Origin of the sequence: Streptomyces sp. G5(2025) (assembly GCF_049542075.1) — a bacterium.
Lineage (GTDB): Bacteria > Actinomycetota > Actinomycetes > Streptomycetales > Streptomycetaceae > Streptomyces.
Genome location: NZ_JBMUZT010000006.1, coordinates 1,227,431 through 1,250,469, shown reverse-complemented (window position 1 = coordinate 1,250,469; position 23,039 = coordinate 1,227,431). Strand labels below are relative to the sequence as shown.

Genomic DNA, 23,039 nt, shown 5'->3' with positions numbered 1-23,039 from the left:
GACGATGAGCCAGGCGCAAGGCAACGAGCACGGCGATCACGCGGGTCCCGCCGTGCCGCAGACCCGCACCGCACGCCACCGCCGGATCGTGGACATCCTCAACCGGCAGCCGGTGCGCTCCCAGAGCCAGCTCGCGAAGCTGCTCGCCGACGACGGTCTGACCGTCACTCAGGCGACGCTCTCGCGGGACCTGGACGAGCTGAACGCCGTGAAGATCCGCAACGCCGAGGGCGACCTCATCTACGCGGTGCCGAGCGAGGGCGGTTTCCGCACCCCGCGCGCGCCGCTCGGGGAGTCGGCCAAGGAGGAGCGGATGCGGCGTCTCTCCGCGGAGCTGCTGATCTCCGCGGAGGCCTCGGCCAACCTCGTGGTGCTGCGGACGCCGCCGGGCGCGGCCCAGTTCCTGGCGTCCGCCATCGACCAGGCCGAACTGCACGACATCCTCGGCACGATCGCGGGCGACGACACGCTGATGCTGATCAGCAGGGAGCCGGCGGGAGGCCAGGCGCTCGCGGACCACTTGCTGCGGCTGGCCTCCAACGAGTGACCCCGGGGCGCGCCCGGCTGGTCCTCAGCTGCCGGAGGGGCGTGCGCTCCTGCGCGCCATCCACGCCGCCACCAGCGCCCCCGACACGTTGTGCCACACCGAGAACACCGCCGAGGGAAGCGCGGCCAGCGGGCTGAAGTGGGCCGTGGCCAGGGACGCCGCGAGGCCGGAGTTCTGCATGCCGACCTCGAAGGCCATGGCGCGGGAGGCGGGCGGGCCGAGGCGGGCCAGCTTGCCCGCGCCGTAACCGAGCGCGAGGCCGAGGCCGTTGTGCAGGAACACGGCGAGGAACACCAGTGCCGCGGCCGACTTGATGGCCGCGGCACTGCCCGCGACCACGATCGCCACGATCGCGGCGATGGTCAGCGCCGACAGCCACGGCAGCGCGCCGATGACCCGGTCGACGTACCGCCCGAAGAGCAGCCGCACGACCAGGCCCGCGAGCACCGGCAGCAGCACGGTCTTGAGGATGTCCGTGACCATCGAGCCCGCGTCTACGGGCAGGTACTCGCCCGCGAGCAGCAGCGTCAGCGGCGGCGTGACCAGCGGCGCGAGGACGGTCGAGACGGTGGCGACCGACACGGACAGCGCCACGTCGCCGCGCGCCAGATACGTCACGACGTTGGACGCGGTGCCGCTCGGGGCGCAGCCCACCAGGATCACCCCGGCCGCCAACTGAGGGGAGAGGCCGAGCGCGTGGGCGATCAGCCAGCCGAGACCGGGCATGATCACATAGTGAGCGACGAGCCCGAGCGCCACCGCCCAGGGCCGCTTGACCACGCCCTGGAAGTCGAGCGGGGTCATGGTCAGCCCCATGCAGAACATCACCACGCCCAACAGGTACGGGACGTTCGTGCCCCACCCTTCGAACGTCCCCGGCACGGCGAGACCGACGGCGCCGGCGGCCAGGACGAGGACGGGGAAGACGGTCACGGCACGGCGGGCGGCCTTGTCGGCGCCGCTCGTGTCGTCGGCGGGGTGAGGGATCGTCTGTTCGGGTCGCACGGCGCGATGCAACGCTCCGGCCCCGCGCACGTGCAACCCCGTCTCGATATGTGGTCGCTACACGCAGAGCCGAACCGTCGGCCTCAGTACCGCGCGAGGGCGGCGAGCGGGGGGTCGGCGGCGCGGGCGACGGCTCCCGGACGCATGGCTCAGACGCTGGAGGGCGGCAGCGGAAGCGGCAGCCCGGGAAGGCCGTCGATGCTCTGTGCGATGTACTCCTTCTTGCCGAAGTACGCGCTCAGCGAGGCGTCGTCCTCCCGCGCGAAGCGCTTGCTGTGCAGGTCGCGGTCCTCGTCGTACGTCATGAAGGGCACCGCGTAGCCGCAGGTGTCCCGGACGAGATCGGCCCGCACGAGGATGATGGCGCGCAGGCCGTGCGGCGTGGGGTCGATGTCGGGGAAGTGGCCGAGCAGATCCTTGAAGCGCGGGTCGTCACGGAAGACGGGTTCGCCGCGGCCGTGCACCCGCACGATGTTGGGCGGTCCCTGGAAGGCGCACCACATGAGCGTGATGCGGCCGTTCTCGCGCAGGTGCGCGATGGTCTCGGCGTTGCTGCCCGCGAAGTCCAGGTAGGCGACGGTCAGTTCGTCGACGATCGCGAAGGAGCCCTTGAGGCCTTTGGGGGAGAGGTTGATCGTGCCGTCACCGGAGAGAGGAGCGGTCGCCGTGAAGAACATCGGCTGTTCTTCGATGAAGGTGCGCAGCCGGCCGTCTATGCGTTCGTAGGTCTTTCCCATGGTGCCGAACTTATCGACAGAATCATTCGGCTGTCTAATTACTTAGAGAAACCGTCCCGGAGGGGTGATTGACGAATCATGCAGCGTTCTGCATACTCATGCATAGTGCGCAATGCGTATCGCGTATCGCGTATCGGTGAACCTGCAAGCGACAGCCCTGAGGAGCACGTGCAGTGAGCAGCAACAACGGCGGTGACGTTCGGCTCTGGGGCGGACGGTTCGCCGACGGGCCCGCCGAGGCCCTGGCCAAGCTGTCCGCGTCGGTCCACTTCGACTGGCGCCTCGCGCCGTACGACATCGCCGGCTCCGCGCCCACGCGCGCGTGCTGCACAAGGCGGGCCTGCTCACCGAGGGTGAACTGACCCGCATGCTGGCCGGGCTCGACCGTCTCGAAGCCGATGTGGCCGACGGCTCGTTCGTCGGCACCATCGCCGACGAGGACGTCCACACCGCCCTGGAGCGAGGTCTCCTGGAGCGGCTCGGCCCCGACCTCGGGGGCAAGCTGCGGGCCGGGCGTTCGCGCAACGACCAGGTGGCCACGCTCTTCCGGATGTACCTGCGCGACCACGCGCGAATCATCGGCGGCCTGATCGCCGACCTCCAGGGCGCGCTCGTCGGCCTCGCCGAGGCGCACCCGGACGTCGCCATGCCGGGCCGCACGCACCTCCAGCACGCCCAGCCGGTGCTCTTCGCCCACCACGTCCTCGCGCACGTCCAGTCCCTCTCCCGGGACGCGGAGCGGCTGCGGCAGTGGGACGCGCGGACGGCCGTCTCGCCGTACGGCTCGGGGGCGCTGGCGGGTTCCTCGCTCGGCCTCGACCCCGAGGCGGTCGCCGCGGACCTCGGCTTCGAGCACGGCAGCGCGGCCAACTCCATCGACGGCACGGCCTCCCGTGACTTCGTCGCGGAGTTCGCCTTCATCACCGCGATGATCGGCGTGAACCTCTCGCGGATCGCCGAGGAGATCATCATCTGGAACACGAAGGAGTTCTCCTTCGTCACCCTCCACGACGCCTTCTCGACCGGCTCGTCGATCATGCCGCAGAAGAAGAACCCGGACATCGCCGAGCTGGCGCGGGGCAAGTCGGGCCGCCTGATCGGCAACCTCACGGGGCTCCTCGCCACCCTGAAGGCCCTGCCGCTCGCCTACAACCGCGACCTTCAGGAGGACAAGGAGCCGGTCTTCGACTCCTGCGACCAGCTGGAGGTCCTGCTGCCCGCCTTCACCGGCATGATGGCGACGCTCACCGTCCACCGCGAGCGCATGGAGGAGCTGGCCCCGGCCGGTTTCTCGCTCGCCACCGACATCGCCGAGTGGCTGGTCAGGCAGGGCGTGCCGTTCCGCGTCGCGCACGAGGTCGCGGGGGAGTGCGTCAAGGTCGCCGAAGCCGAGGGCAAGGAGCTGGACGGCCTCACCGACGAGCAGTTCGCCGCGATCTCCGAGCACCTCACCCCCGAGGTCCGCACGGTCCTGAACGTGCCGGGCGCCCTCGCCTCCCGCGACGGCCGCGGCGGCACCGCCCCGTCCGCCGTCGCGGTCCAGCTCGCCGAGGTCAAGGCGGACCTGGCGGCGCAGCGGGAGTGGGCGGCGGCGCGGAAGTGACGGCCGTGCGGGGGTGACGGAGGGCCGCGCGGGTTACGTTGGCGACGGGAAGATCCGTCACGACCACGAGGAGCCCGCGATGCCCTTCGCCCGGCTGGCCGCAGCCACGACCCCGACCGCGCACATAGGCATCGGCCTCGCCGCCGTCGGCAGGCCCGGCTACATCACGCTGGGCCGCGAGAGCGACCTGCCGCCGTCCCGCAGCGTCGAGGCCCTGCGCGAGCGCACCTTCGAACTCCTCGACGCCGCGTACGCGTCGGGAGTCCGCTATGTCGACGTGGCGCGTTCGTACGGCCGTTCCGAGGAATTCCTCGCCGACTGGCTGCACGCGAGGCCCGACAACCGCGATGTCGTCGTCGGCAGCAAGTGGGGCTATACGTATACGGCCGACTGGCGTACCGACGTCGACGGCCCGCACGAGGTCAAGGACCACAGCGCCGCCGCCTACGACCGGCAGCGCGCCGAGAGTGCCGATCTGCTCGGCGACCGGCTCGACCTCTACCAGGTCCACTCCGTCACCCCCGAGAGCCCGGTGCTCACCGACAAGGAACTCCACGCGCGCCTCGCCGCGCTGGCCGACGAGGGCGTGACCGTCGGCCTCTCCGTGAGCGGTCCCGAACAGGCGGCGGCGATCCGCGCCGCCCTTGAGGTCACCGTGGACGGGGAGCCGCTCTTCCGTACCGTCCAGGCCACGTACAACCTCCTGGAGACCTCGGCGGGGCCCGCGCTCGCCGAGGCGCACGAGGCGGGTCTCACCGTCATCGTCAAGGAGGGCATGGCCAACGGCCGCCTCGCCGCCCCGCACGCCCCCGCACCGCTGCGCGAGGTCGCCGAGGAGACGGGGCTCGGGTGCGACGCGGTGGCGCTCGCCGCCCCGCTCCGCGAACCGTGGGCGGGGGTCGTCCTGTCCGGGGCGGCGACCGCGGTCCAGCTCGTCTCCAACCTGCACGCGGCCGCCGTCGACCTGGACGCGGGCCGCCTGGAGCGGCTCGCGGGCCTGGTGGAGGAGCCGCGGGAGTACTGGACGCGCCGGGCCAGCCTTCCCTGGCACTGACCACGCGGCGGTGAGGCCTGATGCCTGACCCATCCTGAGACGTAACTGTCTCAAAGGGCTTATGGTTGTCTCATGTCTGTCGATCGCGACCAGGTCCTGCGCAGCGCCGCGGCCCTGCTCACCCGCAAATCCACCTCCACCATGGACGAGGTCGCCCGCGCCGCCGGGATCAGCCGGGCGACCCTCCACCGCCACTTCGCGGGCCGCGACGCCCTCGTACGCGCCCTGGAGGACCTGGGGCTCCAGGAGTGCGAGGCGGCGCTGGACCGGGCCGGACTCGGGGACGGCAGCGCACAGGAGGCCCTGCGGCGCCTGGTGCAGGAGATCGAGCCCGCCGCCGGACTCCTCGCGTTCCTCTACACCGAGAACCAGCTCTTCGAGGGCGAGACGCAGAACGAGGGCTGGTCCCGCATCGACGCCCGTCTCGCCGCGCTCTTCCGGCGCGGCCAGGAGAGCGGGGAGTTCCGCATCGACCTGACCCCCGCCTGGCTCACCGAGGCGCTCTACGGGCTCATCGGGTCGGGCGCCTGGGCCGTGCAGGACGGCCGGGTGGCGGCCAAGGACGTCTCGTACATGATCTCCGAGCTGCTGATCGGCGGCGCACGGCGGAGAGTGGAGTCATGACCAGCACCCACCATCGGGCCGCCGGGGCGGACGTGGAGCGCGGCCCCGGCCGCTGGCTCGCGCTCGCCGTCCTCGTCCTCGCCGTACTCCTGGTCGCCGTCGACGCGACCGTGCTCGGCCTGGCGACGCCGTACATCAGCGAGGACCTCAAGCCCTCCGGCACCCAGCTGCTGTGGATCGGCGACGTCTACTCCTTCGTCATCGCCGGCCTGCTGGTCTCCATGGGCAGCCTCGGCGACCGTATCGGCCGCAAGAAACTGCTGCTCACCGGCGCCGTCGCCTTCGGCGCGGTCTCCGTCCTCAACGCCTACGCCACGAGCCCGGAGCTACTGATCCTGGCCCGCGCGCTGCTCGGCGTCGCGGGCGCGACCCTGATGCCGTCGACGCTGGCGCTGATCCGCAACATCTTCCACGACCCGCGCGAGCGCAGCCTCGCGGTCGGCATCTGGGGCGCCATGGCGTCCGCGGGCGCCGCCGTGGGACCCGTCATCGGCGGCTTCCTGCTCGAACACTACTGGTGGGGTTCGGTCTTCCTCATCAACCTGCCGGTGATGGCGGTACTCGTCATCGTCGGCATCAAGCTGCTGCCCGAGTCGAAGAACCCGGCGCCGGGCCCCTGGGACCTGATCAGCGTCGTGCTCTCGCTCATCGGCATGATCGCCGTGGTGTACGCCATCAAGGAGGCGGCCGCGAACGGTCTGCGCTGGGACGTCGTGGTGGCCGCGGTCGTCGGCGCGGCGGCGCTCACCTGGTTCGTACGCCGCCAACTGACCCTCCCGGCGCCGCTCCTGGACATGCGGCTCTTCCGCAACCGGGGCTTCTCCGGGGCGGTGCTCGCCGACCTGCTGACCGTCCTAGGCCTCTCCGGCCTGGTCTTCTTCCTCTCCCAGTTCCTGCAACTGGTACAGGGCAGGCGGCCGTTCGAGGCGGGCCTCGCCGAACTGCCGGCCGCGGTGGGCGCGGTGGGGGCGGGCCTGATCGCGGGCGTGGTCGCGCGGCGCTTCTCCGTCCGCGTCGTGGTCGCGGGCGGCCTCGCGGCGGTGGGCCTCGCGCTCGCCGCGCTCACCGGCCTGAGCCAGCACACCGGCTACCCGCTGCTGGGTGCCTCGCTCCTGGTCGTCGGCATCGGCGCGGGCTTCTCGTTCACGGTGACCGCCGACGTCATCCTCTCCAGCGTCCCCAAGGAGCAGGCGGGCGCGGCCTCCGCGGTCTCTGAGACGGCGTACGAACTGGGCGCGGCGCTCGGCATCGCCCTCCTCGGCTCCATCGTCACCGGCGTCTACCGCGACTTCAGGGCGCCCGCCGGGACCCCACCGGAAGTGGCATCAGCCGCGCATGAATCGCTGGGCGGCGCGGTGGAATCGGTGACGGCCCTGCCGCCCCACGAGGCGGACGCGATCCTGGCAGCGGCCCAGACGGCCTTCGTGGACGGCCTGAGACTGGCGGCGACGGCCGGCGCGGTGGTCCTCCTGGCGACGGCGGTAGCGGCATGGTTCCTCCTGAAGGGCCAGAAACTGGAAGAAAGCCCATCCCCCGACTGAGGCCCTCCCCGTAAGGGGCGCGGGGAACGGCGCGAGCAACCACAACCAGCCCGCGGACGAACCACCCCGCCCCGCCCCCCTGCAACGCCCACCCCCCAAAACCACAGAACGCCCGCCCCGGCCCGGAGGGCAAAGCCCCCCACACCGACGCGGGCGCACCAACAAACCGCCCAAGCCCCGCAGGACTACGCCGCTTTGGCCTTAGTGGCGTACATGTCCACATACTCCTGCCCGGACAGCCGCATGACCTCCGTCATCACAGAGTCCGTCACCGCCCGCAGCACATACCGGTCCCGGTCCATCCCGTCGTACCGCGAGAACTCCATCGCCTCACCGAACCGCACCCTCACCTTCCCCGGCCGCGGCAGCCCCTTGCCGCCGGGCTGAAGCTTGTCCGTGCCGATCATGGCGAACGGCACGACCGGCGCACCGGTCATCAGCGTCAGCCGCGCGATGCCCGTACGGCCCCGGTACAGCCGTCCGTCGGGCGACCGCGTGCCCTCGGGGTAGATGCCGAAGACCTTGCCGTCGTCGAGAACGCGCCGCCCGGTCATCAGCGCCGCGACCCCGCCGCGCCCACCGTCCCGGTCCACCGGGATCATGCCGACGCCCGTGAAGAACCACGCCATCAGGCGGCCCTTGAGGCCCTTGCCGGTGACGTACTCGTCCTTGCCGATGAAGAACACCGGACGGTTGGTCACGAGCGGCAGGATCATCGAGTCGATGAACGTCAGGTGGTTTCCGGCCAGAATGACGGGCCCGGTCCCGGGAATGTTCTCGGCGCCTTCTACCCGTGGGCGGAACATCAGGCGCAAGATCGGTCCGAGCACTGCCTTGATGAGCGCTAGACGGGACAACAGGCCCTCCGGTGTCAACGGGTCGACGACGAGCAGGTGACGAGTAAGTGCAGGTAAGTGCAGGTGAGGACGATACTCGCGGGTCACCGCCGTTTGCACATCGGGTTCACGCACCCGATACGCAGTGTTGACACGGCTCTGCGCCACGTCGCTCCGGGTCGTGGCCCCTGCGACGACCGTATCCCCGTGGGACCGGTGTGGCCCGAAGTAGTGGTGCTTGTCACCCACACACTTCTCTGTGCGTAGCGGCCGTTCCGCACGGGCCGCAGCCTCCACGGTGCGCCCACTCGCCATGCCGCGTCACCCCGCCGTTCGGCCCAGGGTCTCCCATACGTCACTCGCGGCCACCTACGATCAGTCCCGCTTTGTCAGGTGCAAGGCGGATGCACAGCGGGAGGAGCGCCCATGGCGACGCAGGAATCGGGTCAGCAGGAATCGGGTCAGCAGGGGTCGGGTCAGCAGCCGGGAACGAGCCGGGGGCGTCGAGCGGTACTGGGAGCGGCGCTCCTCGGCGCGGGCACCGCCGCGGTCGGCCTGCCGGGAGTGGCGAGAGCCGACGAGCGCCGCGGCCCTGGACACGGCCACGGCCACGACAACGGCCACGGCGGGTACGAGAGCCTGCCGAAGCCGACCGTCGTCGCGCACCGAGGGGCCAGCGGCTACCGGCCCGAGCACACGCTCGGCTCGTACCAGCTCGCCCTGGACATGGGCGCCCACGTCATCGAGCAGGACATCGTGCCCACCAAGGACGGTCATCTCGTATGCCGTCACGAGAACGACATCACCGGGACGACGGACGTCGCCGCGCGCCCCGAGTTCGCCTCCCGCAAGACCACCAAGTCCGTGGACGGCGCCAAGCTCACCGGCTGGTTCACCGAGGACTTCACGCTCGCCGAGCTGAAGACGCTGCGCGCCAAGGAGCGCATCCCGGGCACCCGCCGGCACAACACCCTCTACGACGGCCGCTGGGACATCCCCACCCTCGAAGAGGTCTTCGAGTGGGCCGAGCAGCAGGGCCGCAAGCGCCGCAAGCCGGTCTGGCTGCACATCGAGACCAAGCACCCCACCTACTTCCGCGAGCTGGGTCTCGGCCTCGAAGAGCCGCTCGCCAAGCTCCTGCGCCGCTACGGCCGCCACAAGAAGAACTCCCCGAACTTCCTCCAGTCCTTCGAGCCCGGCAGCATCCAGCGCCTGGCCAAGCTCGTCGCCGCGCCCCGCGTCGTGCTCCTGTCGAGCGCGAACTCCCGGCCGTGGGACTTCGTCGAGGCGGGCGACCCGCGTACCGTCGCCGACCTGATCAAGCCCGAGGGCTTGGAGTGGATGGCGCGCTTCGCGCAGGGCATCGGTCCGACGCTCGACCTGATCATCCCGAAGAAGGCCGACGGCAGCCTCGGCACGCCGACCACGCTCGTCGAGGACGCGCACGCGGCGGACCTCATCCTGCACCCGTACACGATGCGCAACGAGAACACCTTCCTGCCCGCGAACTTCAGGAAGGGCACCGACCCGGCCGCCTACGGAGATGCCTTCGGCGCCTTCAAGACCTACTTCGAGACGGGCATCGACGGCATCTTCTCCGACAACCCGGACACCGCGCTGCTGGCCGCCGCGGACTTCAACAGGGACTGAACGACACGGCTCCCCGCTCGTCAACGGCGAAGGGCCCGCCCCCGGTTGGGGTGAGAGACGGCCGCTCCGGAAACCTTCCGCCGGAGCGGCCGCGTCCCGCCGTGCATGACGTACGAGCCCATCCCCACGCTCAGCCCCGAGCTCAGCCCCCAGCTCAGCCCTACGCTCATCCCCACCCTCCGTCCGCTGCTCGCCGCCGAGGCCTCCGCGGAGGCACTCGACTCCGGCGCCGACGCGGGCGACCTGGAACAGGCCGTCTGGCTGCGCCTGTTGGAGCGGTTGCAGTCCGAGGGCCCGCCCACCGACCCGGCGCTGTGGCTGCGCGGCGCCGTCCGGTCCGAGGCGCGCCGCTGCCGCCGCGCCAGCCGGCACGAGGTGGCGTACGCGGCCGAGCCCGCCGACGACGCCGACCGCGGCCCCGAGCAGCGCGCCCTGACCGCCGACCGGCACCGCACCCTGCACGCCGCGGTGCGCAGGCTGCCCGGCCGCTGCCCCCGCCTCCTGGCGGCGCTGCTGTCCCCCAAGGACCTCACCTACCGGGAGATCGCAGGGGAGTTGGGAATGTCACAGGGCAGCCTGGGGCCGGAACGTTCCCGATGCCTCGGATGCCTGCGCAGAATGCTGGCGGCGGAGGTTGCAGCTCCTGAACCGCGGGGAAAGGAGCGTTAGACAACCGGTGGAGCAGGTGAGCGGGAGGCATGCACACATGGGCATGAGCGTGACCATCTCGGAGGCGGTGTCCGAAGCGGACGCCGAGCAGATCCTGAAACTGCAGTACCTCTGCTACCAGAGCGAGGCCGAGCTCTACGGCGACTACTCGATCGAGCCGCTGACCCAGTCCCTCGACTCCGTCAAGGCCGAAGTCGCCTCCGACACCGTCTTGGTGGCCCGGCTCGGCGACGAGGTGGTGGCCTCCGTGCGTGGCACCGTCGACACCGACGGCACGGCGCGGATCGGCAAGCTCATCGTCCACCCCCGCATGCAGCGGCACGGCCTCGGCGGCCGGCTCCTGAACGCGATCGAGCGGCAGCTCGGCGCGGACAGCACGACCAAGAGCTTCCAGCTCTTCACCGGCCACCGCAACGAACAGAACCTCCAGCTCTACCGCAAGCACGGCTACGCCCCCGTGAAGACCCAGCGGGTCAACGACCGGCTCACCGTCGTGACCCTCGCCAAGGACTCCGACACGCGCGCGTACGCGGCGAGCGCCTAGCGAAGCCGTCGGCCCCCCGACGCCGGCCGGCCGACGCGAACACCCCTCCGACCGAGGGGCCTTCGCGTCGCCCGGCCGTCAGGTCACCGTCGGCGCCCCGCCCGCCGCGCCCTCACCAGCCAGAAGATCGCTGTCACCGGCAGGATCACCGGGATGAACAGATAGCCCATCCCGAAGTCCGACCACACCGTGGCGTCCGGGAAGGCGGACGGTTCCGCCAGCGTCCAGGTGCCCACGGCCAGCACGCCCACCAGTTCGGCGGCGCAGCACACCAGCGCCGCCTTGCGGGCCGTGTCCCCGCCGCGCACCAGCGAGTACGTGATGAAGCCGTAGACGACGCCCGCGAGCGCGGACAGCGAGTACGCGAGGGGGGCCTTGTCGAAGTCGGTCGAGATCTGTACCGCCGAGCGCGACACCGCGCCGACGACCATCACTCCGTACAGCCACAGCAGCAGGATGCCCGGCCCCGTGATCAGCTTCTGGCGGCCGTCGGCCTGCGCGCTTCCCTTGGTGCCCGCCACCTCAGCCACCCCAGATGTCGTAGAGCCGTACCTGGAGCACGGCGAGGACCACGCCGCCCGCGGCGACCGTCACCGAGCCCCAGCGCGTGCGCTCGGCCAGCGACATGAAGCCCGCCGCCGGGACGCACGCGAGGGAGCCGAGCAGATACGCCACGAAGATCGTCGTGCCCTGTTCCGGGTCCTCGCCGCGCGCGAGCCGGACGATGCCGACGATCAGCTGGACCAGCGCGAGGAGGGTCACCACGCCCATGCCGATGAAGTGCCAGTCCTTGGTCGGCTGGTCGCGGTAGGCGGCGAAACCGCACCAGGCGGCGAGGGCGAGCGCGGCCACGGCGGTCGCGATCGTCAGGGGAACAAGCATGCCCGTGACTTTATTACGGGCCCTTTGACCCGATGCGCCTGCCCCCGGGGCGCCCCGTACGCTCGGACACCATGAAGATCCAGGCTGAAGCGCTCCTGTTCGACAACGACGGCACCCTCGTCTCCTCCCTGGAGTCGGTGTACCGCTGCTGGACACAGTGGGCGCGGGAGTACGGGATCACCGCCGAGGAATTCGCCCGCGTCGAACTGCACGGCCGCCCCGCCGCCGAGATAGCCGCCGACCTGCTGCCCCCGGAGAAGGTCCCCGGGGCCGTCGCCCGCATCGAGGAGCTGGAGGTCTCGGACGTGGCCGACGGCGTCGTGCTGCTGCCCGGCACCCGCGAGCTCCTGGAGTCGCTGCCGATGGACCGCTGGGCCGTGGTCACCTCCGCGACCCGCGTCCTGGCCGAGGCCCGGCTCGCCGAGGTCGGCATCCGGCCCGGCCTGCTGATCGCCGCCGACGACATCACGCGCGGCAAGCCCGACCCCGAGCCCTTCCTGCTCGCCGCGGACAAACTGGGCGCCGACCCGGCGCGTTGCGTGGTCTTCGAGGACGCCCCGGCAGGCCTTCAGGCCGGACGGGCCGCGGGCATGACCACCGTGGCCTTGGCCACAACCCACGACGCCTCCGAGCTGTCCGCGGACGTCCTGGTCAAGGACCTTTCCGCCGTGTCCGCGCAGGCCACGGCCGGTGTCGTGGAGATCACCGTCGCCGGCTGAGCGTCCCGCCCGCACCGCCTGTCCCCGTCCCACCGCTGTCCGCTATACGGACAGCGGTGGCGGACGGCGACCTCACGCGTGTTTTACTTGGGCCCATGACCACGACGAGCAGCCGCACCCTTGCGACCGAGGCGACGATGACGCCCGGTGCTCGTTGTATGTGTCGAATGTGCGCCTTCTGAGGGCCCCCGCACCACGAAGAGCCTCGCGCCCCGAAGCGAAGCCGCTGTGCCCCGCCCCTGCACGACGTACGCGACGAAGAGCCGTACTGACGTAGGAAGCGAGCCTGCCCCGCGCACACGTCCTCCGGTTCCTTTCGCCACCGCGAGAACCGTGCCGCGTTCCGAACGAATGCCCCGTGCCCGGCGACACCCGCGCCGCGCACTCGACAGTGACGGAAACCCCTGTGATCACCACTTCCGGCCTCACCAAGGTCTACCGCTCACGCGGTCGTGAAGTAACCGCCCTCGACGGAGTCGACCTGCACGTCCGCGAGGGCGAGGTGTACGGCGTCATCGGCCAGTCCGGCGCCGGCAAGTCCTCCCTCATCCGCTGCGTCAACCTCCTGGAGCGCCCCACCTCCGGCACCGTGACCGTCGCCGGTCAGGACCTCACCGCCCTGGCCGGACGCGGTCCGCGCGCGGGCAAGGAGCTGCGCCGGGCCCGCAGCCGCATCGGCATGGTCTTCCAGCACTTCAACCTGCTGTCCTCGCGCACCGTGCAGGACAACGTCGAACTGCCGCTCGAAATCCTCGGCCTCTCCGGTCAGGAGCGCTCCCGCAAGGCCCTCGAACTCCTCGACCTCGTCGGCCTCGCCGACAAGGCCAGGTCCTACCCGGCGCAGCTCTCCGGTGGCCAGAAGCAGCGCGTCGGCATCGCCCGCGCGCTCGCCGGCGACCCGAAGGTGCTGCTCTCCGACGAGGCGACCAGCGCCCTGGACCCGGAGACCACCCGCTCCATCCTCCAGCTCCTGCGCGACCTCAACCGGCAGCTCGGCCTGACCGTCCTGCTCATCACGCACGAGATGGACGTCGTCAAGAGCGTCTGCGACTCCGCCGCCCTCATGGAGCGCGGCCAGATCGTCGAGTCGGGCACCGTCAGCGAACTCCTCGCGACGCCCGGCTCCGAACTCGCCGCCGCGCTCTTCCCCGTCAGCGGCGACGCCACCGGCGAGAACCGCACGGTCGTCGACGTGACGTTCCACGGCGAGGCCGCGACCCAGCCCGTGATCTCGCAGTTGTCGCGCACGTACAACATCGACATCTCGATCCTCGGCGCCGCGATGGACACCGTCGCGGGCAAGCAGGTCGGCCGCATGCGCATCGAACTGCCGGGCCGCTTCGAGGAGAACGTCGTCCCGATCGGGTTCCTGCGCGAGCAGGGCCTCCAGGTCGAGCTCGCGGGCGAGGACCCCGTGCCCGCGCCCCGCAACGAGACGCTGCTGGTCAAGGAAGGTGCCAAGTGACCTGGTCGGAGATGCGGCCCCTGCTGGAGCAGGCCTGTTGGGACACCCTCTACATGGTGGGCTGGTCGACGCTGATCGCCGTCGTCGCCGGACTGCCGCTCGGCATCCTGCTCGTCCTCACCGAGCGCGGCGCGCTGTTGCAGAACGCCGTGCTGAACAAGGTCATCGGGCAGGTCGTGAACATCGCCCGCTCGATGCCCTTCATCATCCTGATGGTCGCCCTGATGGGCTTCACACGCTGGATCACCGGCACCACGATCGGCCGCGAGGCCGCCCTCGTGCCGCTCGCCGTCGGCGCCATCCCGTTCTTCGCGCGCCTGGTCGAGACCTCGATCCGTGAGGTCGACGGCGGGCTCGTGGAGGCCGTGCAGTCGATGGGCGGCTCCACCTGGACCGTCGTACGCAAGGTCCTCGTCCCCGAGTCGCTGCCCTCGCTGATCTCCGGCGCCACCACCACGATCGTCGCGCTCATCGGCTACTCAGCGATGGCGGGCACGGTCGGCGGCGGCGGCCTCGGCGACCTCGCGCTGCGCTACGGCTACCAGCGCTTCGAGACCGAGCTGATGTGGATCACCGTGGCGATCCTCGCCGTGGTCATCTCGATCATCCAGTTCGCGGGCGACTACGCGGCCCGCAGGCTCCACAAGCGCGGCGGCGGCTCCGGTCCGCTGCTGCTGTTCCGGCCGCTGCGCGGCGTCCTGCCCGGCACCGTCGCCGCCGAGTCGACCACCAAGACCGGCTGACTGGGGGCCCCGCAGACCTCCCTGCCAACCCACGCGGGGCCGCACCACCAGCACCACCAGCACCATCTACGGAGAAAGGCACTTTTCGTGCGTAACACCGCCAAGATCACCACCGCTGTCCTCGCCGCCGGAGCCCTCACCCTCGGGCTGACCGCCTGTGGCTCCGACAAGGGCTCCGCGGGCGACAAGGACGGCCCGCTCGTCGTCGCCGCCACCCCGACGCCGCAGGGCGAGATCCTGGACTACGTCCAGAAGAACCTCGCCAAGAAGGCCGGCCTTCGACCTGGAGGTCCGCGAGTTCACCGACTACGTCACGCCGAACACCGCCGTCCAGCAGGGCGAGGTCTTCGCGAACTACTTCCAGCACAAGCCGTACCTGGACGACTTCAACAAGAAGAACGGCACGGACGTCGTGCCCGTCCCGAACGGCACCGTGCACCTGGAGCCGCTCGGCGTGTACTCGAAGAAGATCAAGAAGCTTGGCGAGCTGAAGGCCGGCGCCACCGTCGCCGTCCCGAACGACACCACGAACGAGGCCCGCGCCCTCAAGCTCCTCGCCGACAACGGCCTCATCGAGCTCAAGAAGGGCGTCGGTTACGACGCGACCCCCAAGGACGTCGCGAAGAACCCGAAGAACCTCAAGTTCAAGGAGCTGGAGGCCGCCCAGCTGCCCCGCTCCCTGAGCGACGTCGACGCCGCGGTGATCAACGGCAACTACGCCCTTGAGGCCCAGCTCAGTCCCGCCAAGGACGCCCTCGTCGCCGAGAAGGCCAAGGGCAACCCCTACGGCAACTTCCTCGCCGTGAAGAAGGGCGACGAGAACGACCCGCGCGTGAAGAAGCTGGCCAAGCTCCTCACCTCGCCCGAGGTCAAGAAGTTCATCGCCGACAAGTACGACGGCGCCGTCGTCGCGGCTTTCTGATCATGCGTACGTCCGTCATCGCCGCCGCGGCGGGCACCTTGGCCCTCGGCCTGGGGCTCACCGCGTGCGGCGCGGACTCGGGCAACGGCTCCGACGGCGACCGGCTCGTCGTCGGGGCCACCCCGACCCCGGCCGGCGAGGTCCTCACGTACATCCAGGAGAACCTCGCGCGGAAGGCGGGGCTCGACCTGGAGATCACGGAGTTCACGGACTACGTCACGCCGAACACCGCGCTCCAGGAAGGCTCGCTCGACGCCAACCTGTACCAGCACACCCCGTACCTCAAGGACTTCAACGCGTCCAAGAAGATGGACCTGGTCCCGGTCGCCGAGGCCTACCTGCCGCCCATGGGCGTGTACGCGAAGAAGGGCACCCGCGACATCGCGAAGCTGAGGGCGGGCGCGACCGTCGCCGTCCCCAACGACACGACCAACGAGGGCCGGGCGCTCCAGCTCCTCGCCTCCAAGGGCCTCATCGGGCTCAAGAAGGGCGCCGGCACCACCGCGACGCCCGAGGACATCACGTCCAACCCGAAGAAGCTCACCATCAAGCCGCTCGACCCGGCGCAGCTGCCACGCTCGCTCGACGACCTCGACGCGGCCGTCATCAACAACAACTACGCCCTCGACGCCGGCCTCAGCCCCAAGAAGGACGCCATCCTCCTGGAGTCGCCGAAGGACAACCCGTACAACAACGTCCTCGTCGTCAAGAAGGGCGACGAGGACGACCCGCGGGTGAGGAAACTGGCGAAGCTGCTCACCTCGCCCGAGGTGAAGCGGTTCATCGAGGACAAGTACAAGGGCTCCGTCCTGCCCGTCGACGGAACGCCCGCCGAAGGGAACTGACGCACAGTCCGTTCCCGCCCGCACCACGGGGTCCCCTCCTGATGAAGGAGCGGACCCCGTGGTGCGTCCGCGCGCCGACATGCTGCATGCTGGGCACTTCAGCAGGCCCGAGGGTTCCAGGTTACGGAGCGGCGCATGACAACCACCTTCCCCGACATCTCCATCAGCACGGAGCGGTTGGTACTGCGCCCGTTCGAGGACGCCGACGTCCCCGCGTACGCGGAGATGATGAACGACGAGATGGTCACCGCCTGGACCTCCGTCCCGCAGCCCTACACCGAGGCCGACGCCCGCGACTGGATCACCCGCCTCGCCCCCGCCGAGCGCACCGAGGGCCGCGGAATCGCCCTCGCCGTCACGGAGTTCCTCACCCAGCGCCTGGTCGGCGTGGTACACCTGCGCAACACCGACTGGCGGGTGCGCGCCAGCGAACTCAGCTACGTCGTCGCCCCCTGGGCCCGCGGCGAGGGCTATGCCTCCGAGGCCGCGCTCGCCACCGCCCAGTGGCTCTTCAAGGACCAGGCGTTCGAGCGCATCGAGCTGCGCACCGCCGCCGACAACACCGCCGCCCAGCAGGTCGCCCAGAAGATCGGCTGCATCAGCGAGGGCGTCCTGCGCGGCGCCTGGATAGCGCGGATGAGAAACGGCGGCGACCCGTTCGGCGGCTGGCTGGAGGTCCGCACCGACCTCATCGTGTGGAGCCTGCTCCCCGAGGACCTCGAAGGCGTCAGCGACAGCCTCGCCGACAGCGGTTTCTCCGCCTTCTCCGACTGGAACTGAACTCCGCGCCCGCCCGGCGCCCGGCACACCCCCGCGGACCCGGACACCCCGGAGCCCCACCAGGTACGCTCGCCCCTGGCCGCGTGCGCGGTCGCTTCCGCAGCCACCGCCGCCCCGCACTGAAGACCCGCGAGAAACCAGGAGACAGACGACGATGGCCGACCGGGTCACGGTGATCGGCTGGGACGGTACGCCGCTGACCGCCGCGGCACGCTCCGCGCTCAGCGCCGCCACGCTCGTGGCGGGCGCCGCCCATCACCTGGCACTCGACGAACTTCCCGCCCGCGCCGAGCGGATCCGCCTCGGCAGCGTGAGCCTCGCCGCCCGCCGCATCGCCGCCCACCGCGGTACCGCCGTGGTCCTCGCCGACGGCGACCCCGGCTTCTTCGGCGTCGTACGCACCCTGCGCGCCCCCGAATTCGGCCTGGAGGTCGAAGTGGTGCCCGCCGTCTCCTCCGTCGCCCAGGCGTTCGCCCGCGCGGGCATGCCCTGGGACGACGCCGAGGTCGTCGTCGCCCACCGCCGCACCCTGCGCCGCGCCGTGAACGTCTGCCGCGCCCACACCAAGGTCGCCGTCCTCACCTCGCCCGGCGCGGGACCCGCCGAGCTGAGCCTGCTGCTCCAGGGCGTCCACCGCACCTTCGTCATCTGCGAGGAGCTCGGCACCGACCGCGAGCGGGTCACCGTCGTCACCTCCGACAAGGCCGCCGACCACACCTGGCGCGACCCGAACGTCGTCATCGTCATCGGCGGATCCCGCACCGCGCCCTCCTCCGACACCGGCTGGATCGCCGGGCGCGAACCGGCCACGTCGCCGCGCGGCTGGGCGCTGCCCGCCGCCGAGTACGGCGGGGACATCTGGCTCGGCGAGGGGGAGAACGACCGGCTGCGGGCCGCCCAACTCGCCCGCCTCGGGCCGCGCGTGGGAGACCTCGTCTGGGACATCGGCTGCGGCAGTGGCGCCTTCACCGCGGAGGCGGCCCGCTTCGGGGCCGCCGTGATCGCCGTCGACCGCGACGCCGACGCCCTCGGCCGGACCACCGCCGCCGTGCGCCGCTTCGGAGTCCAGGCGCAGACCGTGCACGGCGTCGCCCCGCACATCCTCGAAGACCTGCCCGAACCGGATGTCGTACGCGTCGCGGGCGGGGGAGCCGCGGTCGTCTCCGCGGTCGCCGACCGGCGCCCGGAGCGCATCGTGACGCACGCCGCGACACGCGACGCCGCCGAACTCATCGGCAGGGATCTGTCCGAGCACGGATACTCCGTCGAGTGCGCCCTCCTCCAGTCCGTGGAGCTCGACACCCGCGCCTGGCGGGAGGAGAAGCGGACCGTGGCATTCCTGCTCTCCGGGCGCCTCCCCGACCGTTCCCCGTGACCCTGGCGCGGCAGGGCGCGAGGTAGGCTGGCCGATCGTTGTACCGCACCCGGGTGCCCGGCAATTCGTTGGTCAAGGTCCGGAAAGTCCACCCGTTTTGGGGGACCTGTGTGGTACGGCAAGACCGGAGGACGCGCAACGTGGCGCAGTCCACAGCGGGCCGTGGCCGATCAAGCTGCCGTGGCGGCGGGCCGACCGGGACAATACCTGTGTCCGGTAAGCGGTTCGTGCCGCCCGGCGCGCACGCTCGTTGAGGATGACGGGCGGTTGGTGCGCCGCTCCGGTCAATGGGGCCTCCCCGGCCGAAGGCTGAGGGGCGGTCGAAGAAGCACTAACCGATGGGCGAGGGGTTACGCATGACCGACACCGGCCAGGTCCCGGGCGAGGGGCTGCCGGAGGGCGCAGGCAACAGTGTGCCTTCCGGGCCCGTGCAGGACATGGGGGCACAGCAGCCGGGCGTCCCCGCTCCGGGTGCGTATACCTTCGTGGACCCCGTTGCCCCCGCTGACGCCTCCGATCCGTCGCTGAACCCCGCCGATGACGACGACCTGTTGCTGATGCCGAGTGCCCAGGGGGCGTGGAGCGAGGCCCAGGCCGCCGCGCACGGCGCGCACCAGGGCCAGGCCGCTCACCAGCCGGGCCCGCACGAGACGGCAGGCCGGGACAGCGGCTCGGTCGACCTCAACGGCGTCCGTATGCCCGGCGCCGCCCCGGCCGCGTCCCACGCGGGCTCCTCCCGCAGACCGCTGCACCACGGCCCCTCGGGCCCCGCGGTGCCCGACAGCTCCGGCAGCCCGGTGCGCTCGCTCGCCGACCGCGGCCCCGCCGGAGCGGTGACGCCGCCGGCGCCGCAGCAGGCCGCGCCCGCCCGGCACGCCGGGCCGCCGACCGCCGGGCCCGAGTACTTCGACACCCCGCGCGACGACGCCGCCCTGCCGGGACCGCAGCTCGGCGAGATCCCGCCGCAGGGCGGTGCGCCGTGGACGCAGCAGCAGCAGCCACAGCCACAGCCGCAGCAGGCGGCCTACGCCGCGCCAGCAGAAACGGTCGTCCCAGAGGGCACGGTTGTCCCAGAGGGCGCGGCTGACACGAATGTCTCTGGCGTCGCGGACGTCACAGCCGCCCCGGACGTCCCGGAAGCGGCTGACGCCGCCGTGGCAGCGGACGTTTCGGCGGTCGTTCCGGCAGCCGTTCCGGCGGCCGTCGCACCGCCCGTGGCGCACGCCCCGCAGGCCATGGCACAGGAGCCGCAGGACCCCGAGGTCGCCCGGTTCCCGCAGGACAAGCGGCTTCCCGGAGCGCAGTCGATGGCGGAAGCCGCGCAGCCCGCCCCCGAAGCCGCGCAGCCCGCTGCCGAAGCCCCGCAGCTCGCTGCCGCATACCCGCAGGGCACAGAGGCTCCGCAGGCACCGGAAGCCGCTCCCACGGAACTCGCTCCCACGGAACTCCCCGCCGAACTGCCCACCGAGCTGCCGGAGCAGGGCGTCCAGGCGGCCCCCGAGGCCGCCGCCTTCCCGCACGCCGCCGAGGCCGGACAGGTCCCGGCGGGGGAGCAGCCCGCCTTCGCCGAGGCCGGGCCCGCCGGTGTGGGGCAGCCCCCGTTCGCCGTCGCCTCCGCACAGCCGTGGGGCGCCAGCGCCCCGGCTCCGCACACCGACGAGGCCGCGCAGCCCGGCTTCGCCCCCGACACCGCCCAGGACGCGTACGCCGCTGCCGTCGGCGCCCACTCCGGCCGCGCTCCGGACGGCGGCCACCCGGCCGATGCCCGGCACGCCGCGCCCGCCCCGCAGGGCGCCGGCGCCCCGGAGTACGCGTCGCTCCCCGGAGAGCTCGGCGAGGCCCAGGCGCCCATGCCCATCGGCCAGTTCGTGCCGGTCGAGGGCTCGGTGCCGACCACGCCCCACCTGGCGCCGGTGCCCCCGCGCCACGTCGGCGTGCCGCAGGACGAGCCGACCGCCGAGGCCGGGCCCACCCCGGACGCCACCGAGGCCACCGAGCCCGCCCCGGACGCCGAGCAGCTCACGGCCCAGCAGGCGCCTGCCGCACCGGCCGAGCCCGCGGAGCCCGGCGTCGCCCCCGTCCCCGTACAGCCGACCGAGGCGATGGTCAGCGAGCCCGCGCCAGTCGAGGCCCCGGCCGCCGACGAGAGCCCCGAGGCCGCGCAGCCCGCCGCCACCGTGCCCGCTCCGCGCGACGGAACCGAGTCCGCGGCGACGGTCGCCGAAGCGGCTGCCGAAGCGGCGCCCGCGCCGGACACCGCGCTGCCGCAGGACGAGGCGAGCGAGGCGACGGCAGAAGCGGCCCAGCTCCTCCAGGAGACGCCGGTTCCGGACGCGCCCCCGGCGGAAACCTCGGCTGTCGCTGATCCCCCTGTTTCCCCGGTGGTGGCCCCGGACGAGTTCCCGGCCGCCCCCGAGACGGCCGACCCGGCCGACGAGTTGGACGAGGCCGACGAAGTCATCTCGTTCGAGCCCATCGAAGCGAACGAAGTGACCGAAGTGGCCGAAGCACCTGAGATGGCCGAAGCGCCTGAAGCACCCGAGACGCCGGAGGAGGCGCTGCCCGCCGCCGAAGCCCCCGGACTCCTCGTCATCGAGGACGACGAGGACGACGAGGCCGTCGAGCACGATGAGCACGGCCAGACCGGCCAGGCCGCACCGCACGGCCAGAGCGCCCCGCACGGCGAGCCCGGTGAGACCGGGGAGCCTGGTGAGACCGGCGAGGCCGAGGCCGCCGAGCCCGTGACCTCCCCCGGCCCCGCCGCCCCCGGCTACGACGACGCCGAGCGCGAAGCCGTTCTGCGTGTCATGCGTGAACGCCGTGACATCCGCAACGGCTTCCGCTCCGACCCGATCCCCCACGAGGTGCTGCTCCGCGTCCTGGAGGCGGCCCACACGGCGCCCTCCGTGGGCCACTCGCAGCCCTGGGACTTCGTCGTCATCAAGTCCGCGGAGACCCGGCGCACCATGCACGAACTGGCCGCGCGCCAGCGCGACGCGTACGCCAAGTCCCTGCCCAAGGGCCGCGCGAAGCAGTTCAAGGAACTGAAGATCGAGGCCATCCTCGACACCCCGGTGAACATCGTGGTCACCGCCGACCCCACCCGCGGCGGCCGCCACACCCTCGGCCGGCACACCCAGCCGCAGATGGCCCCGTACTCCTCGGCGCTCGCTGTCGAGAACCTCTGGCTCGCCGCCCGCGCCGAAGGCCTCGGCGTCGGCTGGGTCAGCTTCTTCGACGAACGCGAGATGGTCCGTGCCCTCGGTCTGCCCGAGCACCTCGAAGTCGTCGCCTACCTCTGCGTGGGATACGTCGACGAGTTCCCGGACGAGCCCGAGCTGATGCAGGCGGGTTGGTCCAAGCGCCGCCCGCTGTCCTGGGTCGTCCACGAGGAGACGTACGGCCGTCGCGCCCTGCCCGGCGAGGACCCGCACGATCTGCTCGCCGAGACCATCACCAACATCCGCCCGCTGGACGCGAAGGCGCTCGGCGAGGCATGGGAACGCCAGAAGCGGATGACCAAGCCGCCGGGCGCCCTCGGCATGCTGGAGATCATCTCCGCGCAGCTGTCGGGCCTGTCCCGGATGTGCCCGCCGCCGATCCCGGAACCCGCGGCCGTCGCGATCTTCGCGGGCGACCACGGCGTGCACGCCCAGGGCGTCACCGCCTGGCCCCAGGAGGTGACCGCGCAGATGGTGGCCAACTTCCTCGGCGGCGGCGCGGTCTGCAACGCCTTCGCCAACCAGGTGGGCGCCGAGGTCTGCGTCATCGACGTCGGCGTGGCGGGCGAGCTGCCCGCCACGCCGGGCCTGCTGCCCCGCAAGGTGCGCGCGGGCACGGCCGACATGACGATCGGCCCCGCCCTGACCCGCGAAGAGGTCAAGGCCGCCCTCGAAGTCGGCATCGAGACGGCCCGCGACCTGGTGGCGGCGGGCAACAAGGCCCTCCTCACCGGCGAGATGGGCATCGCGAACACCACCGCGTCCGCGGCCCTGATCTCCGTCTACACGGAGACGGACCCCTCCGAGGTCACCGGCCGCGGCACCGGCATCAACGACGAGATGCACGCCCGCAAGGTCGACGTGGTCCGCCGCGCCCTGGACCTGCACCAGCCCGACCCGGCGGACCCGATCGGCGTCCTCGCGGCGGTCGGCGGCCTGGAGCACGCGGCCATGGTCGGCCTCCTCCTCGGCGGCGCGTCCCTGCGTACGCCGGTGATTCTGGACGGCGTGAGCGCAGGCGCGGCAGCCCTGGTGGCCCGCGCCATCGCCCCCGAGGTCCTCGCGGCCTGCATCGCGGGCCACCGCAGCGCCGAGCCGGGCCATGTGGCGGCCCTGAACAAGCTGGGCCTGCGGCCCCTGGTCGACCTGGACCTGCGCCTCGGCGAGGGAACGGGCGCGCTGCTCGCCCTGCCGATCGTCCAGAGCGCGGCCCGCGCGATGCACGAGGTGGCCACGTTCGACTCGGCGGGCGTCACCGAGAAGTAACCGCCGCGGGG

19 protein-coding genes and 2 pseudogenes are annotated in these 23,039 nt (G+C 71.8%); 16 read left to right on the top strand and 5 right to left on the bottom strand.

Going from position 1 to position 23,039, the window contains the following annotated elements:
• Positions 1-4: 4 nt before the first annotated feature.
• On the top strand, positions 5-547 hold the full coding sequence (locus ACOBQB_RS16500) for an arginine repressor (protein ID WP_423592565.1): 543 nt from the start codon (positions 5-7) through the stop codon (positions 545-547).
• A 24-nt stretch (positions 548-571) separates the two neighbouring features.
• On the opposite strand, the gene ACOBQB_RS16495 is transcribed toward ACOBQB_RS16500, so the two are convergent.
• Together ACOBQB_RS16495 and ACOBQB_RS16490 are read right to left on the bottom strand one after the other, a co-directional pair.
• Positions 572-1,552, bottom strand: coding sequence for a bile acid:sodium symporter family protein (locus tag ACOBQB_RS16495; protein WP_423592564.1), 981 nt, complete (start codon positions 1,550-1,552; stop codon positions 572-574).
• A gap of 149 nt (positions 1,553-1,701) precedes the next feature.
• Complete coding sequence (locus ACOBQB_RS16490; protein ID WP_423592563.1) at positions 1,702-2,289, bottom strand: pyridoxamine 5'-phosphate oxidase family protein; 588 nt, start codon at positions 2,287-2,289, stop codon at positions 1,702-1,704.
• A gap of 173 nt (positions 2,290-2,462) precedes the next feature.
• Between ACOBQB_RS16490 and argH the strand changes: the two are divergent.
• The 4 genes and pseudogenes from argH (at position 2,463) to ACOBQB_RS16470 (ending at position 7,111) form a co-directional block, all read left to right on the top strand.
• Positions 2,463-3,892 (top strand): annotated as a pseudogene (argH, locus tag ACOBQB_RS16485) (argininosuccinate lyase).
• Between the two features lie 79 nt (positions 3,893-3,971).
• A complete protein-coding gene (locus tag ACOBQB_RS16480; protein WP_423592561.1) occupies positions 3,972-4,946 on the top strand; it encodes an aldo/keto reductase in 975 nt (324 codons plus the stop codon).
• Positions 4,947-5,018: 72 nt separating this feature from the next.
• On the top strand, positions 5,019-5,570 hold the full coding sequence (locus tag ACOBQB_RS16475) for a TetR/AcrR family transcriptional regulator (protein WP_423592559.1): 552 nt from the start codon (positions 5,019-5,021) through the stop codon (positions 5,568-5,570).
• Positions 5,567-7,111: an MFS transporter gene (locus ACOBQB_RS16470; RefSeq protein WP_423592557.1), complete on the top strand. Its 1,545-nt coding sequence runs from the start codon at positions 5,567-5,569 to the stop codon at positions 7,109-7,111. The genes ACOBQB_RS16475 and ACOBQB_RS16470 overlap by 4 nt, the downstream gene beginning before the upstream one ends.
• 185 nt (positions 7,112-7,296) lie before the next feature.
• Here ACOBQB_RS16470 and ACOBQB_RS16465 read toward each other — a convergent pair whose 3' ends face one another.
• Positions 7,297-8,031, bottom strand: coding sequence for a lysophospholipid acyltransferase family protein (locus ACOBQB_RS16465; protein WP_423598524.1), 735 nt, complete (start codon positions 8,029-8,031; stop codon positions 7,297-7,299).
• A gap of 342 nt (positions 8,032-8,373) precedes the next feature.
• Here ACOBQB_RS16465 and ACOBQB_RS16460 point away from each other — a divergent pair, with 342 nt between their 5' ends.
• The 3 genes from ACOBQB_RS16460 to ACOBQB_RS16450 all read left to right on the top strand — a co-directional run bounded on the left by ACOBQB_RS16460 (position 8,374) and on the right by ACOBQB_RS16450 (position 10,810).
• Complete coding sequence (locus ACOBQB_RS16460; RefSeq protein WP_423592555.1) at positions 8,374-9,597, top strand: glycerophosphodiester phosphodiesterase; 1,224 nt, start codon at positions 8,374-8,376, stop codon at positions 9,595-9,597.
• A 105-nt stretch (positions 9,598-9,702) separates the two neighbouring features.
• On the top strand, positions 9,703-10,266 hold the full coding sequence (locus ACOBQB_RS16455; protein ID WP_423592554.1) for a sigma-70 family RNA polymerase sigma factor: 564 nt from the start codon (positions 9,703-9,705) through the stop codon (positions 10,264-10,266).
• Positions 10,267-10,303: 37 nt separating this feature from the next.
• On the top strand, positions 10,304-10,810 hold the full coding sequence (locus tag ACOBQB_RS16450; protein WP_423592552.1) for a GNAT family N-acetyltransferase: 507 nt from the start codon (positions 10,304-10,306) through the stop codon (positions 10,808-10,810).
• Between the two features lie 83 nt (positions 10,811-10,893).
• On the opposite strand, the gene ACOBQB_RS16445 is transcribed toward ACOBQB_RS16450, so the two are convergent.
• Both ACOBQB_RS16445 and ACOBQB_RS16440 read right to left on the bottom strand, forming a co-directional pair.
• Positions 10,894-11,340 (bottom strand): hypothetical protein, encoded by a 447-nt coding sequence (locus ACOBQB_RS16445; RefSeq protein WP_423592550.1) that lies wholly within the window; start codon positions 11,338-11,340, stop codon positions 10,894-10,896.
• Positions 11,333-11,692, bottom strand: a complete 360-nt coding sequence (locus ACOBQB_RS16440) for a hypothetical protein (RefSeq protein WP_423592549.1) — start codon at positions 11,690-11,692, stop codon at positions 11,333-11,335. Before ACOBQB_RS16440 ends, ACOBQB_RS16445 begins: the two co-directional genes overlap by 8 nt.
• Positions 11,693-11,763: 71 nt before the next feature.
• On the opposite strand from ACOBQB_RS16440, the gene ACOBQB_RS16435 reads away from it, so the two are divergent.
• From ACOBQB_RS16435 to cobT, 8 genes and pseudogenes are all read left to right on the top strand, one after another.
• The gene (locus ACOBQB_RS16435; protein WP_423592547.1) at positions 11,764-12,411 is read left to right on the top strand and encodes an HAD family hydrolase; all 648 of its coding nucleotides are present in this window, start codon (positions 11,764-11,766) and stop codon (positions 12,409-12,411) included.
• A 406-nt stretch (positions 12,412-12,817) separates the two neighbouring features.
• Positions 12,818-13,876: a methionine ABC transporter ATP-binding protein gene (locus ACOBQB_RS16430; protein ID WP_423592546.1), complete on the top strand. Its 1,059-nt coding sequence runs from the start codon at positions 12,818-12,820 to the stop codon at positions 13,874-13,876.
• Positions 13,873-14,619 carry a methionine ABC transporter permease gene (locus tag ACOBQB_RS16425; RefSeq protein WP_423592544.1) on the top strand — a complete coding sequence of 249 codons (747 nt, stop codon included), beginning with the start codon at positions 13,873-13,875 and terminating at the stop codon, positions 14,617-14,619. Before ACOBQB_RS16430 ends, ACOBQB_RS16425 begins: the two co-directional genes overlap by 4 nt.
• An 87-nt stretch (positions 14,620-14,706) precedes the next feature.
• Positions 14,707-15,541 (top strand): annotated as a pseudogene (locus ACOBQB_RS16420) (MetQ/NlpA family ABC transporter substrate-binding protein).
• Between the two features lie 2 nt (positions 15,542-15,543).
• On the top strand, positions 15,544-16,386 hold the full coding sequence (locus ACOBQB_RS16415) for a MetQ/NlpA family ABC transporter substrate-binding protein (RefSeq protein ID WP_423592542.1): 843 nt from the start codon (positions 15,544-15,546) through the stop codon (positions 16,384-16,386).
• A 135-nt stretch (positions 16,387-16,521) separates the two neighbouring features.
• Complete coding sequence (locus ACOBQB_RS16410; protein WP_205034848.1) at positions 16,522-17,166, top strand: GNAT family N-acetyltransferase; 645 nt, start codon at positions 16,522-16,524, stop codon at positions 17,164-17,166.
• Positions 17,167-17,320: 154 nt separating this feature from the next.
• A complete protein-coding gene (gene cbiE / locus ACOBQB_RS16405) occupies positions 17,321-18,541 on the top strand; it encodes a precorrin-6y C5,15-methyltransferase (decarboxylating) subunit CbiE (RefSeq protein ID WP_423592540.1) in 1,221 nt (406 codons plus the stop codon).
• 356 nt (positions 18,542-18,897) lie between these two features.
• The gene (cobT, locus tag ACOBQB_RS16400) at positions 18,898-23,028 is read left to right on the top strand and encodes a nicotinate-nucleotide--dimethylbenzimidazole phosphoribosyltransferase (protein ID WP_423592538.1); all 4,131 of its coding nucleotides are present in this window, start codon (positions 18,898-18,900) and stop codon (positions 23,026-23,028) included.
• The last annotated feature ends 11 nt before the right edge of the window (positions 23,029-23,039 follow it).

Excerpts from the sequence above, each read along its gene's own strand:
- ACOBQB_RS16455 (WP_423592554.1), top strand. The coding sequence starts at position 9,703 with ATGACGTACGAGCCCATCCCCACGCTCAGCCCCGAGCTCAGCCCCCAG.
- ACOBQB_RS16480 (WP_423592561.1), top strand. The coding sequence starts at position 3,972 with ATGCCCTTCGCCCGGCTGGCCGCAGCCACGACCCCGACCGCGCACATA.
- ACOBQB_RS16500 (WP_423592565.1), top strand. The coding sequence starts at position 5 with ATGAGCCAGGCGCAAGGCAACGAGCACGGCGATCACGCGGGTCCCGCC.
- ACOBQB_RS16490 (WP_423592563.1), bottom strand. The coding sequence starts at position 2,289 with ATGGGAAAGACCTACGAACGCATAGACGGCCGGCTGCGCACCTTCATC.
- cobT (WP_423592538.1), top strand. The coding sequence starts at position 18,898 with ATGACCGACACCGGCCAGGTCCCGGGCGAGGGGCTGCCGGAGGGCGCA.
- ACOBQB_RS16475 (WP_423592559.1), top strand. The coding sequence starts at position 5,019 with ATGTCTGTCGATCGCGACCAGGTCCTGCGCAGCGCCGCGGCCCTGCTC.
- ACOBQB_RS16460 (WP_423592555.1), top strand. The coding sequence starts at position 8,374 with ATGGCGACGCAGGAATCGGGTCAGCAGGAATCGGGTCAGCAGGGGTCG.
- ACOBQB_RS16415 (WP_423592542.1), top strand. The coding sequence starts at position 15,544 with ATGCGTACGTCCGTCATCGCCGCCGCGGCGGGCACCTTGGCCCTCGGC.
- ACOBQB_RS16450 (WP_423592552.1), top strand. The coding sequence starts at position 10,304 with ATGGGCATGAGCGTGACCATCTCGGAGGCGGTGTCCGAAGCGGACGCC.
- ACOBQB_RS16470 (WP_423592557.1), top strand. The coding sequence starts at position 5,567 with ATGACCAGCACCCACCATCGGGCCGCCGGGGCGGACGTGGAGCGCGGC.
- ACOBQB_RS16440 (WP_423592549.1), bottom strand. The coding sequence starts at position 11,692 with ATGCTTGTTCCCCTGACGATCGCGACCGCCGTGGCCGCGCTCGCCCTC.
- cbiE (WP_423592540.1), top strand. The coding sequence starts at position 17,321 with ATGGCCGACCGGGTCACGGTGATCGGCTGGGACGGTACGCCGCTGACC.
- ACOBQB_RS16410 (WP_205034848.1), top strand. The coding sequence starts at position 16,522 with ATGACAACCACCTTCCCCGACATCTCCATCAGCACGGAGCGGTTGGTA.
- ACOBQB_RS16435 (WP_423592547.1), top strand. The coding sequence starts at position 11,764 with ATGAAGATCCAGGCTGAAGCGCTCCTGTTCGACAACGACGGCACCCTC.